This is a genomic window from Wolbachia endosymbiont (group B) of Villa cingulata, assembly GCF_964028285.1.
Lineage (GTDB): Bacteria > Pseudomonadota > Alphaproteobacteria > Rickettsiales > Anaplasmataceae > Wolbachia.
Genome location: NZ_OZ034766.1, coordinates 326,052 through 342,472, shown reverse-complemented (window position 1 = coordinate 342,472; position 16,421 = coordinate 326,052). Strand labels below are relative to the sequence as shown.

The following is a 16,421-nucleotide window of genomic DNA, read 5'->3' as shown; positions in this document are numbered from 1 at the left end:
TGTTATCCTTTTATTGCTAATCTAAAGTTTTTTATGTTCATACACTTGCGCGTTCATAGTGTTTATTCTCTGCTTGAGAGTTCGGTTAAAATTGAGGAGCTGATTGGTCTTTGTTTGCAGAACAAAATGCCGGCAGTTGCAGTTACTGACTCAGGTAACTTATTTGGCTCACTTGAATTTGCAGAATATGCAGCTAATAGGGGAATACAGCTAATAATAGGATGTAATATTATCGTTCGACACTTAGAACAAAATTTATCAATACTGCTACTTGCAAAAAATGAACAAGGGTACACTAATTTAGTCACTTTGGTGAGTGAGTCTTTTAAAAAGCGCAAAAATAGCAGCGATATTCCTTACGTTGATTTTGATGAGCTATTAAATTTAAGTTCAGGCCTAATCGCCTTAACTGGTGGATATGACGGCATATTGGCTCAACTGTTATTGAAGCAAGATAAAGAAACGATAAAAAGACTGCTCTCAGCATTCGATGGTCATTTATATGTTGAATTGCAGCGTCATGGGCTGAATAAAGAGCTAGAGCTTGAAGAAGCTTTAATAGATTTTGCTTATCAACGCAATATACCACTAGTTGCAACGAATGATGTGTTTTTTTCAAATAGATCTGATTATGAAGCTTATGATATATTAACGTGCATATCGGAGGGCAGTTATGCCCTGGAGAATAACAGAAAGAAGTTAACTACCGAGCATTACTTCAAATCTGTGGAAGAAATGGAGGAACTGTTCAGCGACATTCCCGAAGCAATTTATAACACTTTAGTGATAGCTAAGCGGTGCTCTTACATGCCAAGAAGCAGGCAGTCTATCTTGCCTAAATTTCCTTGTCGAGAAAATAAAACTGAGAATGAAGAGCTGAGGGAGCAGGCAGTTTCAGGGTTGAAGCTGCGTATTGCAAATGAAACGGACATAGACCTTAAACAATACTACGATCGGCTGAATTACGAACTAAGCGTAATAACTTCGATGAACTACGCTGGCTACTTTTTGATAGTTTCTGATTTCATTCGTTGGAGCAAAGCAAATGGCATTCCAGTTGGACCGGGAAGAGGTTCTGGTGCTGGGTCGATTGTTGCTTGGAGCTTACAAATTACAGATCTTGATCCAATAAAATTTGGTCTGATCTTTGAAAGATTTTTAAATCCTGATCGTGTATCGATGCCTGACTTTGATATCGATTTCTGCCAAGAGAAAAGGGACCTGGTTATTGATTATGTTCAGAAAAAGTACGGTTATGTTGCTCAAATAATCACTTTTGGAAAATTGCAAGCAAGGGCAGTATTGCGTGATGTTGGTAGAGTATTGCAAATGCCTTACTCTCAAGTGGATAAAATATCTAAAATGGTTCCATTTAATCCAGTAAATCCTGTAACTTTATCGCAAGCGATAGAGCTTGATCAAAACCTACAGAAAGAACGAGATAGTGATGAGGTAATTGCAAAGCTTCTTGATATATCACTAAAGCTCGAAGGAATATATCGTCACGTTTCAACTCATGCTGCTGGAATTGTAATATGCGATCAAAAATTAGAAAATTTTGTTCCCGTCTATTATGATCCAAATTCGGCTCTGCCAATCACTCAATACAGCATGAAATATGTAGAGAAAGCTGGGTTAATAAAATTTGATTTTCTTGGACTTGGTACGCTAACACTAATAGATCATGTATGTCGTTTAATTAATCGTGATGAAAAAAAATTTGATATTTCCTCGGTTTCTTTGATTGATCAAAGAACCTATGAAATGCTCTCAAGAGGTGATTCAATCGGAGTGTTTCAGCTTGAAAGTTCGGGAATGAGAGAAGCTTTAATCAAACTAAAGCCAGACTGCATTGAAGATATCATCGCTTTAATTTCTCTTTATCGCCCAGGACCTATGGATAACATTCCAACTTATGTTGCAAGAAAGCATGGACTTGAAAAGCCAGATTACATTCATCCATTGCTTGAGGAGGTGTTAAAAGAAACATTCGGAGTAATAATCTACCAAGAACAGGTAATGGAAATAGCGCGTATTCTCTCTGGATATAGCTTAGCAGAGGCGGATTTACTCAGACGTGCCATGGGTAAGAAAATTAAGGAAGAGATGGATAAACAACGTGAACTTTTTGTTCAAGGAGCAACAAAAAACGGTGTTGATTACGACAGGGCAAGTTATATTTTTGATCTTGTTGCAAAATTTGCTGGTTATGGATTTAATAAATCCCACGCTGCAGCATATGCGATTATATCTTACCAAACAGCTTACCTTAAGGCTAACTACCCGCTAGAATTTTTTACGGCCTTGATGAATCTCAACATTGATGATAGAGACAAACTGAATTTGTTTTATCATGCTGCAAAATTCAGTGGAGTTGCTGTTCTTTCGCCTGATATCAGCAAATCTAAGGCTGAATTTTCAATAGAGGGTGAGCACATACGCTACGGAATTGCTGCTTTGCGTAATGTTGGTTTTGCTATAGCAGAAGGAATAGTAAATGCACGCTCAAGTTCTTATAAGGACATATGGGAATTCATTCAAAATTTGGGGCATATAATAAATAAAAGGGCATTAGAAAGTTTAATTAAATCTGGAACATTCGATAGTGTGCACAAAAATAGAAAGCAGTTATACGAGTCAATAGACACATTGATTTACTTTGCAAATAAAAATAGGCAGTCAAATCAAGCTGCTTTATTTGGTAATCTTGATATTCTGAAGCCAAAACTTGAGAACGTGGAAGATTTTAATGAAGAGGAAAAATTAGAGCATGAGGTATTTTCATTGGGATTTTACTTAACTAATCATCCACTTGAAAAGTTTAGAACTCTCTTGAAAAAATTAAATATTGGGTTTATCGGAGAGAGTAAAACGATAAAAACTGCTGGTGTAATATTAAATGTGCGTATGAGAACCTCAGAACGTGGAAGATTTGTTATCCTAACACTTTCTGATCCCCACAATGTTTCTGAAATAGCATTCTACAATAATGAAATAATAGAAGAAAAAAGGAATCTATTTTCACCTGGAGCATTTGTGATAATTGATCTTGAAATTTCAGAAAACACAACGAGACTATCAGGAAAGGACATATCTGAATTTACAGAAAAGGTTACTTCTCTAATGAAAGGATTAGTTTTAACTGCTGTATGTTCAGACTCGCAAAAAGTTGCTGAGGAGTTGAATGCAGTGTTGAAAAATGGAGGCAAAACCAAAATAATGCTAAAGTTTCTTCTCGAAAAACATAAAGTCAGCATCTTGTTGCCAGGTACATATTCAATCACCCCCCAAGCTATTTATGAAATATCTCACTTAAGTTGGATTGAAGACGTAGAAATTAATACAAATAACTTGCTTATATAAAAAAGTTTTATATAATAAAGTGTTTAATTGATATTAAAGGAAGATATAGTGAATCTCTATGAATTTACTTTTATAGCACAACCGAACTTATTGCAGCAAGAAGTAGAAGAAATGGTCCAAGAATTGGCTATTTTGTTGAAAAATATTAAAGCAGATGTTATTTCTCAGGAGGTTAAAGGTCTCATAGAAAGAGAACATAGCACAGTTACAAAACAAGAGCTAGAGGCAAGTACTGAAAGCATTAAAAAAAGTCTGATTGTTTACTCTGATTTTTTGGAAACTCTGACAAAAATTTTATGGGTTGAATTGGAAGAAGATTTTTCAAATTTAAAAGAAATAAAGTCAAGAATCGATAAAGAATTGAAAAATGAACTAAGTGATACGGGAATAAAACAAAATTTTATGGACCTTCCAGGAGCTAACACTAAAAGTGCATTTATCTATAATGTAGTAAATGCTTTTAAGGAAAATATTTCACAACATCTAATAAAGCCCCTTCAAGAGGTTTTAAAAAGTTTTAAAATAGTAGACTCAAATCAATTGAATAAAACGCTGGAAGTGCTTTTGAAAAATATTGAAGCTTCAGGATTGATAAAATATGAATATTGGGGTCTATTGGATTTTGCATACCCAATAAATAAGATGAAAAGTGGTCATTACTGTATGATGTGTATAAGTTTTACTTCAAGCATTATGGATGAATTTGAGCGTAGAGTAAAACTGAATGAGAATATTATTCGCCACTTGTCTGTACGGGTTAATGAGTTTTTTAAAGGTAAATCTTACATGATGGATAAACAAATTGAGGAGAAAAGTGCATAATGATGAAAAGAAGAAATAGTTTTAATAATTCTTACGTGTCTGTAAATAACAGAACTGGCTTTAGGCGTCCTAAGGTCTGTCCTCTTGCTGCATCTAAAGATGAGGACATAGACTATAAGAATATAGATTTATTGTCCAAATTCACCTCTGACTATGGTAGAATATTACCTAGAAGGTTAACAGGTGTGTGCGCAAGAAAACAAAGAAAGTTGCGCTTAGCAATTATAAGAGCACGCTTTTTAGCTCTTGCTCCTTACTGTACTAAAAAAGTTAGGTAATTTATGTTAATAATTTTAAAGGAAAATATAACAACTTTAGGTAAGATTGGTGAAGTTGTCAAAGTTAAGCCAGGTTATGCACGTAATTTTCTTTTTCCACAAAAAAAGGCGATGAAAGCCACTAAGGAAAATTTAATAAAGTTAGAGGAACAGCGTTTATTATTGGAAGAAGAAAATACCAAAAAATTAAATGTAGCAAAAGTGCTTGCATCATCACTGCATGATAAATTTATTATATTAATAAAGCAAGCTTCAGAGGATGGAAAGATTTTTGGCTCTGTAACCACACGTGAAATTGCAAAAACTTTATTACAAGAAGGATATAATATAAGTCATCATAGTTTATCTTTTGGTGGAATAAGTATCAAAAATTTGGGCGAGTATCAAGTAAATATAGAATTACATAGTAAAGTGATAGTTCCAATTAATATATACGTTGTAAGATCTGAAAAAGATGCACATGAATTGAGGCAAGTAAAGTTGCAAAATCAGAAATCTGAGCAACAAGAAGATACAAATAATGAATAGCAGTGAATAAAATATTTCAACTACTCCTGTCATTCCAGTGCCTTTTTTTTCTGTCGTTCCAGTGTTACACACTGGGATCTAGCATGTTCAAAGATAAGACAGGGATCATCTAATGATCCCACGCTATAGCCACAAAGAAATGTCTTCCATTTGGGAAGAAAAAAATAAGTTTAATATATGGCTCAAAATAGAAAAATTAGCGTGTGAAGCTCAAGCAAAATTAAAAGTTATTCCAAACGATGTTGCTGAAAAGCTCTCTGGTGCTATTGAATTTGATATTGAGCGTATTAACGAAATTGAATCCATTGTAAAACATGATGTTATAGCTTTTTTGACATATATTGCTGAAAAAGCGGGAGTTGATGTTCGTTATCTCCATTACGGAATGACAAGTTCTGATGTTTTAGATACATGCCTTGCAGTGCAGTTGAAAGAGTCATGTGATATTTTACTCAAGAATCTAAAAAATTTACTTATAGTATTGAAAAAAAAAGCTGAGGACTATAAAGATATTGTTTGTGTTGGGCGCAGTCATGGAATGCATGCAGAACCAATAACTCTTGGGTTAAAATTTGCTAGATTTTATGCTGAATTTAAACGCAATTATCAGAGATTAATTAGCGCGCAAAAAGAGATCTCAATTTGTAAAATATCAGGTGCAGTAGGTAATTTTGCAAATATTAATCCATTTGTTGAAGAGTATGTAGCGAAAGAAATGGGACTCATACCTGAAACCATATCGTCTCAAGTCATCCCTCGTGATAGACATGCCATGTTCTTTTCAATTTTGGGAGTAATTGCAAGCTCAATAGAAAATATTGCAATTGAGATTCGTCATTTGCAAAGAACTGAAGTCGGCGAAATCTCTGAATATTTTTCCACTGGGCAGAAGGGAAGTTCTGCTATGCCGCACAAGTGTAATCCTATTTTAAGTGAGAATTTGACTGGGCTCTCACGCTTAATACGCAGCTATGTGTTTCCTGCGTTAGAAAATGTTGCATTATGGCACGAACGAGATATATCGCATTCATCTGTAGAAAGATGCATTACCCCTGATGCTTGTATAGCAACAGATTTTGCTTTAGTACGATTAACAGATTTGATAGATAAATTGGTGATCAATAAGGAAAATATTGAAAAGAACTTAAATTCTTCAAAAGGCTTGGTTTTTTCACAACGAGTATTACTCGAGTTGGTAAATAGTGGTTTGGCGAGGGAAGAGGCGTATAAAATTGTTCAGAGCAATGCAATGAAAGTGAAACAAAACAATAGTGATTTTCTGGCCGAACTGAAACAAGATAAATCCTTACTTGAAGTTATTAACTCTAAAAAACTTGAATCTTTGTTTGATTTGAAGTATTATATGAAACATATAGATTACATATATAGCAAGGTTTTTAATTAGGCTGAGTAGCTCAGTGGTAGAGCAGGAGGATCATAATCTCTTGGTCGGGGGTTCAAATCCCTCCTCAGCCACTCAAGCTAAGCTATGGTTTGGCGATAGCAGCGCACTTGACAAAATAACGTGATTCATTGTCAATTAACTGAAGTTTTTTTTCTGTAATAGTTTAGACTTGATCTGACAAGCATGAATTAACTGACAGAAGAATTGACAAAGTCAAAACCAAAATCAGCATCCTGTTTAATGCTATCAATATTTTTCTGATAAGCAATATGCATACTATCAAAAAAGGTTTGCATAGGCATAGCAATATTTACCTGAATGCGGTCTAGATCTATTGTAAGAATGCACCCAATGGTCTACGTCTAACTGAAGTTCTGCCAAAGAGGTGTAAATTTTCTTTCTAAAGATAATATTGTAACATTCATCTTGCATAGTTCTGTGGAACCTTTCACATATGCCATTAGTCTGTGGAGAACGAGCTTTGGTTCGAGAATGATCAATATTTTCTACCCCTAAATATAGCTGGTAAGCGTGATTTTCAGGTCTGCCACAATACTCTGTACCACGATCCGTCAAAACACGTAGCAATGATACTTTCTGTTCATCAAAGAACGGTACTACCCTATCATTAAGAAGATCTGCAGCTGTGATAGCAGTCCTTTCTGTGTAAAGCTTAGCAAAAGCAACTCTGGAATAGGTATCAACAAAGGTTTGCTGGTAAATTCGTCCAATACCTTTGATATTACCAACATAATAACTGTCTTGGCTACCTAAGTATCCTGGATGCTCTGTTTCAATTTCTCCATGGGCCTCTTTTTCTTCCTTAGCCTTTTCTAGAGCTGTTATCTGTTCTTCTGTTAAAATGATACCATCCTGAGCTACTTTTGCTTCTAATGCCTTTAACCTCTTTTTAAAATTTTCAAGATCGTTTCTTTGCCACACTGATCTTATTCCACTTGCAGAGATGAGAATTCCTCTCTTTTTCAGTTCGTTTGCTGCTCTTTCTTGTCCGTATGCTGGAAACTCTATTGCTATTTCAACTACTGCTTTTTCTATATCCTCCGACACTCTATTTGCATACAATTGCTTGCTTTTGCTTATCTCGTGTAAAGCCTCTTCTCCTCCTGTTTCATACAGTTCTTTGAAGCGGTAAAATGTATCCCTTGAATATCCCATTACTTTACACGCCTGTGATACATTTCCTAATTGCTTTGCAAGTTCTAGCAATCCCAACTTTGGTTTTAGTATTTTTTCTTGTGTTGTATTCATATCTGACACTCCTTTAAAACTTGTTTATATTTTTATCTTACTTTGTTTGCTTGTCAGATCAAGTCTAAACTATTACAGTCAAGAAAGGCTGGATAGCTACTTGCATGACACCATTTGTTACTGTGTTTTTGTCTATCTTATTTTGCTACCCTACTGAACGAATACACAAAATCTAACTTTTTTCTATACAACCAGCTAGGTCAAGAAAAGTGAATCTATCTCTTGTTGCAAATGTAAGATTGACTACCTTGCAATATTGCTCTTTGTTCCAATTAAGATGCTCCGGTAAGTACGGAATTGATAGATCTTCAAATACTTTCTGCAGGTGTTTTGCAGATAGTAAATTTTGCTTAATTAAACTAGAAATATTACTCCATTCTTTGCAAATAATCTCTTGAATTTTTTGCTGCATCATTTGCTTCTGCTTTAGAATTTTTATAAATTCGGTATTACCAAAGCACTGAGTTATATGTTTTATATCTAAAGTGATCGGTTTGGTAATCGGGTCTTGTATTGACAATATCTCCTCTTGCAAGTTAGCCATGGTAATCGTTGTCACAGCAATTTTTTCCCCATGTAACGAGGAGGAATAATCTTGTGTTACCATCTCAATTGCATGAGCTATCATATGTTCCCCTTGACTTGCAGAGTAACTGCCTTTTGACATCACCATTCCGAGTCCTGAAATCAATAAGGCTTCCATAAGTAATAAAACTACTCTTTTATCTTTTTTAGCAAGTGCCAAGTGTTCTCTGAGCAAAATTTCCTCCAGATTGCGAACAAGTTTAAAGGGGAGTTCATTATATTCTGTGCCAAGTAATAGATGAGATAATAGCCAATCGGCTTGTACTGTTGAACGGCAGATGAAATCTGCAAATCCACTTAATGTGAGGCGTGGTGGTGCATTGGCAATTATATCGGTATCAATGTATATTGCCTTTGGAAGATGTGCTCCGAACGATTTTTTATATCCATCAACTAATATTGAAGCGTTTGCAGAGCTATATCCATTCATGGAAGCGGCTGTTGGGAACGATATATAATCTTTTTTCTCGAGGTAGCTTGCATATTTGCAGATATCATTAACAGTGCCACTGCCAAATGCAACCATTAAGTCACTATCTTTTGCTTTATTTCTAACTAGATTTACAGTTTTGAGAGAAGCAGCTCCGTCTGGTGTCATTCCAGTACTTGATACTGGAATCCAGGAAAAAGATGTATAGATTTCAGCGTCACGCGCTGGAATGACAGGTGTGGCTGGAATAATTAAATGAGAAACTTTATTAAGTATGTTTTTGTTTAAAAGTTTTGCTGTATTTTCATCTGCAATCAGAAAAATGTCATTTCCGTATTGTCTACATATTTCATAGATATTATCAGCAAGTACTGTTACTTCTCTAATAAGAACTTGTTCTGTGTGCTGTAATATTTGTTTTAAATATCGCATAGAATGTTTACAATACGGTAATGTTAGTATTTCAAGATTGATATGAAGATTGACCCTGTAGAACTAACTAAGAAATTAATTTCTTTTAAAAGTATAACACCAAAAGACGATGGGGCAATAGAGCATATAGCAGCCATTCTCAAGAAAAGTGGTTTTGAATGTGAGATTCTAGAGTTTGGTGATGAAGTTAAAAATCTTTATGCGAAATATATAAATGGAGTACCAAACTTGTGTTTTGCTGGACATGTTGATGTTGTACCACCAGGTGAGTTAAAAGATTGGATATCTGATCCATTTAAGCCAGAAGTGAGAGATGGAATGCTATATGGAAGAGGAGCAGCTGATATGAAAGGCGGAGTAGCTGCATTTATTGCTGCTATCGTAGATTCAGTTGCAGGTAAGTTTCGATTCAGCGGTTCAATCAGTGCACTGATTACCAGCGCTGAAGAAAGCGCGGAAGAACATGGAACAAAGGCAGTTTTGGAATGGATGAAAAGTAAGCAAAAAAAGATAGATTTTTGTGTAGTTGGCGAACCAACTAGTAGTGAGAAATTAGGTGATACAGTAAAAATAGGTAGAAGAGGTTCTGCAACATTTAAATTGATTTGCCATGGTAAACAAGGGCACGTTGCCTACCCAGACCTAGCGGATAACCCAATATATAAAATGATATCGATATTAAGTAGAATAAAAGATACCACTTTTGATACTGGTAATAAATACTTTCAGCCTTCACATTGCGAAATTACTACTATCGACGTTGGAAATAATACTAATAATCTAATACCTAGTTCAATAGCAGCAGGTTTTAATGTTCGATATAACAATACACAAACACCAGACGTTTTATATAAGATGATTGATGCAATATGCACCAATGTGACTAACGATTATAAACTGTCTATGCAGAGCAGCAGGAACGTTTTTCTCTCTACTCCTGACAGAAATACTGATATTATGCTTGATGCGATAAATAAAATTACCGGTATTGATGCTGTGCTGAGTACAAATGGTGGCACATCTGATGCTGCGTTTATTAAGGATATTTGTCCAGTAATTGAATTTGGTATGATCAACAAAACCGCACATCAGGTAAATGAATGCGTATCAATAGACGATATACATAAATTAACAGCTATATATAAGGAGTTTATAAAAAATTATTTTTACCCCACTAATAAAATATTAAACCAGATCAATGTAATTGGTAATACGCCTGATGGTCCATTATTAGCTTGAGGTGCAGTTGCATAGAGAAGAAAACTTACTAGACACATTTTACCAACCCCTTATTATAATCTTAAGGGTATTTTTGACTCAAAACTTGTCTTTGATCTATGCGAGCTCAATAACAAAAATTCAGTAGAAAGCTTATTGGCGAAAATTATCTGTTCAGCAGAGTGACAAAATAAGATAGACAAAAAGGGTATAAGAACAAATAGTGTCATGCAATACTGGCTTTTGTACACAAAACGTTGTAAAGCGCTTTTGTCAACCTGGATCCCAGCTCGGATAACAAGAAAAGAAGCACTGGTTTCACATAGATCTGAACATATATAATTTCTTAAACATTTATAGCTCACATAAAACCCGGTCTGACTGTCATAAAGGCTACTCATTGCAGCAGACAACTTTCGCACTACTTCAAATTCTAATTTTCAACTTAAAGAGGTACATAATGTCAAATAACTTCAATTTCAAAGAATTTTTTCACCATCACGAAGCAAATAGCACTTTAGATGATATACAAAGGTACTGCATACTGTGGCAATCAGTGATATCACAGGCAATGATTGATGCAGCAAGTAACTGTAAAAAAACAGAAAGCTTGGTAGAGAAACGTAAAGCAATTTCCTGGCTATCAGACTTCAGTCAAGATTTTGTTGAAACATGTATACTGGCTGATTGCGATCCGTTATACGTAAAAAACAAAATACAGCCAATTCTAAAAAAGATAAAGCCCTTTTAATGAGGTTTATCCCTCTCACCAAGAAAAATATCATTTAATCTTTTTTCTATAGCTTCATCTATATCTTGGATTAATAGCTGCTTTATCATATTCACTTTCCGTTCTGCCTCTTGAAGATTATTGTTACCGTAACTGTTCTTATTACTATAACCATAACTACTGCCATTTGGTTTATTACTCATTTTTCTTCTTGTGCTGAGTATCTGAACTATCTTCTCCTTGAAAAAAGACTTCCAGCCTGTGCCAGAAAATAATTTGTAGAGAAAATGCGGAGTAAGAAACGCTACTAATATTCTAATAGAAACTCCATAACCCAAATCATCTCTATTTTCATAATACCATTTTAAATATTGATATAAATGGTAAAATGCATTTTTGAAAGAGCTAAATTCTACAGCATACCAAAAGCCACTGGTGAGAAACATGAGCATAATGCTCGATGTATAAAGATACAGAGTGAAAAGAAATAGCTTAACAACTATATCTTTCAAACTGCCCAGTATGTAATTAAATAACCTTAATTTATAAAAAAGTGATATCATTTCACGCACACTTCAATAAAGCTGGGGTGGAAGGATTCGAACCTTCGCGTGGCGGTATCAAAAACCGCTGCCTTACCACTTGGCTACACCCCAATATTGTTTATATCAATAACATTATTAACCCAATTAGTAAAAGACTTATTCGCTTTTCCTATGGGTATTATCACAACGGCTGGTTGATCATAAGAATGCATTGCCTCGATTTTTTCTACAATCTTATCAGCCTGATCATTCCTACTTTTCATAATTGCCACTACTTCACAATTACTATTAATTTTACCTTCCCATAAATACAGAGAATTTACTTCAGGAAATATATTTACACACACAATTAACTTCTCGTTTAACAATTCTTCAGAAATAGCCTTAGCCTCTTTCAAGTTTGAAAAAGTTATATAGACTAAAACTAAGTTGCTCATTAACCGCTACATAAATGCATTTTTACTATACTCCACTTAGATTTATTCATCAAGAGAAAATAGGAGAGACCTCTTCAGTGCTTGACACACAGAAATTGAAGATGTCATTTAGTAGCTCTCTCCTTGTCATCCTAGCGCCTAGACACTGGTTTTTCATCTAGATTCCAGCATCAAGTGCTGGAGTGGAATGTTATCCAAGTAGCTGACAACGGCATGACATCACCATAAAGGAATCAGTGTCAGCTACTTGAATGACATCATTTATTCCTCTAGTCGTCTTTTCTCTTTTTCTTATTTTACTACTCTGATGAATGGATACAAAAAAAACTCATGCACCTTGATGTAAGTAGATCTTGCAAGCATTTTAAGATTGCCGGTTCACTAGTTAACATAGAAAAAGCTTAACAAAATTATAAGAATAGTATATAATTGAAAATATTTAATAGTGAAAATAATGCCTAACACTAAAGAAAAAGAAATATATCTTATATTCTTTCATGGGTTAGGGGATAATTATAAAAATGCAACTACATTCTGTAAAGATATGCAATCTGAGCTCATGCACACAAATACCCGGCTGCATTTCAAAATTATATAACTTATGCCTTAACCAGCTTCGCATGCTTACTAGCATCAATATTGCCACCTACTGTCATACTGCTCACTAATCCAATAACAGCTAGAACAGCTGGATTGGCAGTCTTATCAGCTTCAGCTTGTGTTTTTTTATCTATATTCCTACTCATGATTCCGTTTCTAAATAAGGATCAAAAGTTATTCAAGTCTTCAATAGAGCAAATTGATCAACTAATATATCAAGGTGTAAAACCCGAAAATATTATACTTTTCGGTCATTCTTTTGGAGGAGCAGTTGCATCGGAAGTATCAAGGCATTTTGCGAATAGAGATGTTAAACTTGGAGGAATCGTCTTCACTAGCACTTTTAGTTCTTTTCATACAGCAATAGAGCATTTTCCAATGCCTCAAACGAAAATTTTGAGTTACTGCCTTCATTCCTACTAAAAAGAATACTAAAAGCCTTCGATTTAGACTTTGATATAGCAGATAATTTGCAAAAGTCACAAAATGAAAAAACGCCAATAGTAATTATTAATCACGCAAGAGACACATTAATACCACTGCCTGCACAGTTGGCAAATGCGATAAGAGGTGATCAATTATTAAATGGTAATCCGATTAAGATTCGTGATGATCTGTTCATATATGGAGATGATCCTCATAACAGTGTTTTGGATAGTGGCACACTGACTGAAGAATTAAGAGAAATGGTACTTAGTAAAGTTACGTCTAGAACGCATTAACTTTTCTTCTGCTTTTTTTGGCTAAGGTCACACTTCATTACGTATTAAATTGTATGCATCTGTTCAGGGAATTTGCTAATGTGAAAGCAGTGCTTCCTTTCTTGCGATGTAGCTGTACAGAAATTGAAGATGTCATTTAGTAGTTCTCCCCTGTCATTCCAGCACTTGATGCTGGAATCCATAAATTTAACTGGATGCCAGTGTTTGGGCACTGGCATGACACCATCATAAAGGAGCCAGTGTCATGCACTGATAGTTGTCTTTTCTCGCCTACCTTATTTTACTACTCTGCCGAACGGATACAATTGAATATAGTATAGTCTTCTGTTCTGACGAGAATAGTTTTATTCCATCCATCAAAAAATGCTAAATTGAGGTATGTATCACCCTTATAGGGCTTGTGAATTTCAGTTATAATAAATTCTGAGATTAGGTTATGCTCTAAAAAAAGGTGTGCTATTTGTGCCCCACCAATCACAAAGACTTGAGAACTACTTTGAATTGACAGAAATTCTTGCATGGAAGAGACAACAGTACATTTTGGACCTCTATTAAAACACTTGTTACGGGAGAAAACAATAGGTGTACGATTCTTTAGTATGCTTTGAGGCACGGTTTCAAATGTCTTTCTTCCCATCACAATAATTTGTTTGTCGGTCACTTGACAAAAATGTTTAAACTCACTTGGATAACGCCAGGGCAAATCATTATTTATTCCAATTACCCCATTAGGGTCAACAGCCATAATTCCAATAATCTTCATCCTTTTAAGACAGCTTGGGCTACAAAAAATCTCATGTGGTCGCGTACATTATGCACTCTAAGGAAATCAACCTTATTTTGCAGTATAGCAGATGTAGCAATTGTTTCTAAATCTCTATTAGAGGGAGATTCTATGGAAAAAGAGGAAATAAATGACTTTCTGGAATGGCCAACTAAAACCTTGCAGCCAAAATTTTGTAAAGTTTCTATACTGCGTAAAATCTGAATATTCTGATACATAGATTTGCCAAAACCAATACCAGGGTCAATAATTATTGAATTTTCATCAAAACCCAGGCCTAGTAGTTTGTTAATGCTCTTCTCTGCCCAATTATTTATGATATCAATTGGGTCAGTGTCATGTGGAATAATATTGTCCTTATGTGGTGGTATCGAAAGTGAATGCATAATAACGACACTACACCCACTGCTAGCAACTTCTTTTAAGGTATTACTACTCAGATCTCCCTTCTGATCATTTACCCAGGCAATATTGTAGTGCTTCAAAACGTTTAAAATAACGTCTGGCCAAAAACTATCAATGCTGACTTCAATATCACCATTTTTCATATAGTCGCTAAGATTATCAAGTACTGGTTTTAGACGTTCATACTCTTCCTCTGGCGTCTTTATTGAAGCTCCAGGCCTTGTTGATTGAGCTCCAAGATCAACTATGCTTGCACCATCTGATACCAGCTGCAATGCCTGCTTGGTTGCTCGATTCGCATCATAATAAAGACCACCATCTGAAAATGAATCAGGGGTAATATTGACGATACCCATAAGCTTTGGTGAAAGCGTAAAACTCTTTGAAAAACAGTCTTGAACATTGAAAGCAAAGGTTTTGTTAACCATTGCCATCAAGTGGAGCAAAAATGGTCTATTTACTAATTCTGGGTGAGGAATTTTAAGGTCAGGTATATCAAGCGTTAGATCATCCCATAACAAAATATCTAAATCAATAACACGAGGTGCCCATTTTTCGTAGACTTGTGGACGACCAATATCACATTCGATTTGTTTTAAGCCTTTTAGTAGCTCCTCAGGAGAAGAAGAACAACTTCCATAGACAATCATGTTGAGAAATGGCTTGTTCCAATCAGGTGGAGCACCATTTGGTAAAATAGCCTTAGTTTCTGGAATGATCGAAGACTTTAAGTCTTTTAAATAGCGCTTCTTTAGTAACTCAGTAGCTCTTTGTAAATGGGAAAGGCGATTCCCTATATTTGATCCAATAGAAATATAGATCATTCTTGCAATTCATTACAGTAAGTAAAAAAAACGCCCCCATGCACACCAGGAACTGGTGGTGCGATTTTGTGAGTAGTCACCCTGACAGAATGCTCTTTTTGCATAAAAAGGTCGTTAATCATCCTGTATATATCATGAGTTAAATGCTCGATTAAATTAAATTGCTTGCCCTGAACAAGAGATTGAATATTTTGCACTACTTCCAAATAGCAGATAGTATCTTTAAGTTGATCAGTTGTAAGCCCTGAAGGAGGAGATTTAAAAGTGAAATCAACATCAATACTCACCAATTGGGGAGAAAACTTCTCTTCTGTACTACATCCCAAATGAACCCAAAGCCGTAAATCAGATATAAGAAGATTACATGCAGGCATTCACTGAGTTTAATGACAAACGTATCATACCGTCAAGAAAACCCCATAAGAGTTTTGCTCCTTTTTTAGCGCCTTGCATGACTTTCTCTTGCTCTTCTTCGCTTAAATCTGCAATAAGGTTTGCACATTCTTCAGAATGCCACTCATCAGCTTCCATATGAACGGTAAAAAATTTTAGAGGACGTTCGTCGTTTATTGAATAGTGTTTTTTCAGACCCTCAATTTTAGATTTAGAAACCTCTGGAGTTTGACGTTCATAAGCGTACAGAGCTCCAAGACCTGCTGCAAAATCTGACTTTACAATGTCAAAGTAACCGTTAACTAATTCTTGCGTTTCCTTAACCTGCGCATCCTCAAGAAGATCAGACCTTACTACTCCCAGTCCTTCAGCAAAATGTTGCCATAATTCTGGGTGATTCTCGTCGCCTTGTTCTTCCTCTATTAAATTACCAAGTAAAACTTGCCGCATTTTCAAATTCGGACACAAAGAATGTATACCGCTGATATAACGAGGAAAAGCAGCAACATGGTGATAATATTCCTTAGCGTAGGTTTGCAGAGCCTGCAGGCTTAAGCTACCTTCATTCCATGACTCGTAAAACGGGTGTTTTAATAAGTGTAAACTATCTAATTGATTATTAAGTGATTGAACAAATGTCATAAATAAACA

Annotated in this window: 17 protein-coding genes, 2 tRNA genes and 1 pseudogene; 10 read left to right on the top strand and 10 right to left on the bottom strand. The window is 35.2% G+C overall.

Annotated elements, in window-relative coordinates; all coding sequences use genetic code 11:
* Positions 1 to 33 precede the first annotated feature (33 nt).
* From dnaE to ABWU52_RS01820, 6 genes are all read left to right on the top strand, one after another.
* On the top strand, positions 34 to 3,363 hold the full coding sequence (gene dnaE, locus ABWU52_RS01845) for a DNA polymerase III subunit alpha (RefSeq protein WP_353277275.1): 3,330 nt from the start codon (positions 34 to 36) through the stop codon (positions 3,361 to 3,363).
* Positions 3,364 to 3,411: 48 nt separating this feature from the next.
* Positions 3,412 to 4,185: a 30S ribosomal protein S6 gene (rpsF, locus tag ABWU52_RS01840; RefSeq protein WP_211908633.1), complete on the top strand. Its 774-nt coding sequence runs from the start codon at positions 3,412 to 3,414 to the stop codon at positions 4,183 to 4,185.
* Positions 4,185 to 4,463: a 30S ribosomal protein S18 gene (gene rpsR, locus ABWU52_RS01835; RefSeq protein ID WP_015587948.1), complete on the top strand. Its 279-nt coding sequence runs from the start codon at positions 4,185 to 4,187 to the stop codon at positions 4,461 to 4,463. The genes rpsF and rpsR overlap by 1 nt, the downstream gene beginning before the upstream one ends.
* 3 nt (positions 4,464 to 4,466) lie before the next feature.
* Positions 4,467 to 4,991 carry a 50S ribosomal protein L9 gene (rplI, locus tag ABWU52_RS01830; RefSeq protein ID WP_353277273.1) on the top strand — a complete coding sequence of 175 codons (525 nt, stop codon included), beginning with the start codon at positions 4,467 to 4,469 and terminating at the stop codon, positions 4,989 to 4,991.
* Between the two features lie 112 nt (positions 4,992 to 5,103).
* The gene (gene purB, locus ABWU52_RS01825; protein ID WP_353277272.1) at positions 5,104 to 6,396 is read left to right on the top strand and encodes an adenylosuccinate lyase; all 1,293 of its coding nucleotides are present in this window, start codon (positions 5,104 to 5,106) and stop codon (positions 6,394 to 6,396) included.
* Positions 6,396 to 6,467: transfer RNA gene (locus tag ABWU52_RS01820), tRNA-Met, on the top strand. Before purB ends, ABWU52_RS01820 begins: the two co-directional genes overlap by 1 nt.
* A gap of 117 nt (positions 6,468 to 6,584) precedes the next feature.
* On the opposite strand, the pseudogene ABWU52_RS01815 reads toward ABWU52_RS01820, so the two are convergent.
* A pseudogene (locus ABWU52_RS01815) lies at positions 6,585 to 7,665 on the bottom strand (IS481 family transposase).
* Between the two features lie 172 nt (positions 7,666 to 7,837).
* Positions 7,838 to 9,112 (bottom strand): iron-containing alcohol dehydrogenase, encoded by a 1,275-nt coding sequence (locus ABWU52_RS01810; RefSeq protein ID WP_353277270.1) that lies wholly within the window; start codon positions 9,110 to 9,112, stop codon positions 7,838 to 7,840.
* A gap of 42 nt (positions 9,113 to 9,154) precedes the next feature.
* Here ABWU52_RS01810 and dapE point away from each other — a divergent pair, with 42 nt between their 5' ends.
* Together dapE and ABWU52_RS01800 are read left to right on the top strand one after the other, a co-directional pair.
* A complete protein-coding gene (gene dapE / locus ABWU52_RS01805) occupies positions 9,155 to 10,351 on the top strand; it encodes a succinyl-diaminopimelate desuccinylase (RefSeq protein WP_353277268.1) in 1,197 nt (398 codons plus the stop codon).
* A 439-nt stretch (positions 10,352 to 10,790) separates the two neighbouring features.
* Positions 10,791 to 11,081: a hypothetical protein gene (locus ABWU52_RS01800; RefSeq protein ID WP_007301973.1), complete on the top strand. Its 291-nt coding sequence runs from the start codon at positions 10,791 to 10,793 to the stop codon at positions 11,079 to 11,081.
* Here ABWU52_RS01800 and ABWU52_RS01795 read toward each other — a convergent pair.
* The 4 genes from ABWU52_RS01795 to ABWU52_RS01780 all read right to left on the bottom strand — a co-directional run bounded on the left by ABWU52_RS01795 (position 11,078) and on the right by ABWU52_RS01780 (position 12,788).
* On the bottom strand, positions 11,078 to 11,623 hold the full coding sequence (locus ABWU52_RS01795; protein ID WP_353277680.1) for a hypothetical protein: 546 nt from the start codon (positions 11,621 to 11,623) through the stop codon (positions 11,078 to 11,080). The two genes, ABWU52_RS01800 and ABWU52_RS01795, sit on opposite strands and share 4 nt — an antisense overlap.
* Before the next feature lie 21 nt (positions 11,624 to 11,644).
* Positions 11,645 to 11,716 (bottom strand) — tRNA-Gln (locus ABWU52_RS01790).
* On the bottom strand, positions 11,707 to 12,042 hold the full coding sequence (gene cutA, locus ABWU52_RS01785; protein WP_264682928.1) for a divalent-cation tolerance protein CutA: 336 nt from the start codon (positions 12,040 to 12,042) through the stop codon (positions 11,707 to 11,709). Before cutA ends, ABWU52_RS01790 begins: the two co-directional genes overlap by 10 nt.
* 599 nt (positions 12,043 to 12,641) lie before the next feature.
* A complete protein-coding gene (locus tag ABWU52_RS01780) occupies positions 12,642 to 12,788 on the bottom strand; it encodes a hypothetical protein (RefSeq protein WP_353277266.1) in 147 nt (48 codons plus the stop codon).
* Between ABWU52_RS01780 and ABWU52_RS01775 the strand changes: the two genes are divergently transcribed.
* Positions 12,787 to 13,065, top strand: a complete 279-nt coding sequence (locus tag ABWU52_RS01775) for a hypothetical protein (RefSeq protein WP_353277264.1) — start codon at positions 12,787 to 12,789, stop codon at positions 13,063 to 13,065. The genes ABWU52_RS01780 and ABWU52_RS01775 overlap by 2 nt on opposite strands.
* A 47-nt stretch (positions 13,066 to 13,112) precedes the next feature.
* Positions 13,113 to 13,364, top strand: coding sequence for a hypothetical protein (locus ABWU52_RS01770; protein ID WP_353277263.1), 252 nt, complete (start codon positions 13,113 to 13,115; stop codon positions 13,362 to 13,364).
* A gap of 283 nt (positions 13,365 to 13,647) precedes the next feature.
* Here the strand turns inward: ABWU52_RS01770 and ABWU52_RS01765 are convergent, their stop codons facing one another.
* The 4 genes from ABWU52_RS01765 to ABWU52_RS01750 are packed head-to-tail and all read right to left on the bottom strand — an operon-like array spanning position 13,648 to position 16,412.
* Positions 13,648 to 14,127: a dihydrofolate reductase gene (locus ABWU52_RS01765; protein WP_064085991.1), complete on the bottom strand. Its 480-nt coding sequence runs from the start codon at positions 14,125 to 14,127 to the stop codon at positions 13,648 to 13,650.
* The gene (gene folP / locus ABWU52_RS01760; protein WP_353277260.1) at positions 14,124 to 15,377 is read right to left on the bottom strand and encodes a dihydropteroate synthase; all 1,254 of its coding nucleotides are present in this window, start codon (positions 15,375 to 15,377) and stop codon (positions 14,124 to 14,126) included. The genes ABWU52_RS01765 and folP overlap by 4 nt, the downstream gene beginning before the upstream one ends.
* Complete coding sequence (locus ABWU52_RS01755) at positions 15,374 to 15,751, bottom strand: dihydroneopterin aldolase (protein ID WP_353277259.1); 378 nt, start codon at positions 15,749 to 15,751, stop codon at positions 15,374 to 15,376. The genes folP and ABWU52_RS01755 overlap by 4 nt, the downstream gene beginning before the upstream one ends.
* On the bottom strand, positions 15,738 to 16,412 hold the full coding sequence (locus ABWU52_RS01750) for a CADD family putative folate metabolism protein (protein WP_353277258.1): 675 nt from the start codon (positions 16,410 to 16,412) through the stop codon (positions 15,738 to 15,740). The genes ABWU52_RS01755 and ABWU52_RS01750 overlap by 14 nt, the downstream gene beginning before the upstream one ends.
* Positions 16,413 to 16,421: the final 9 nt, after the last annotated feature.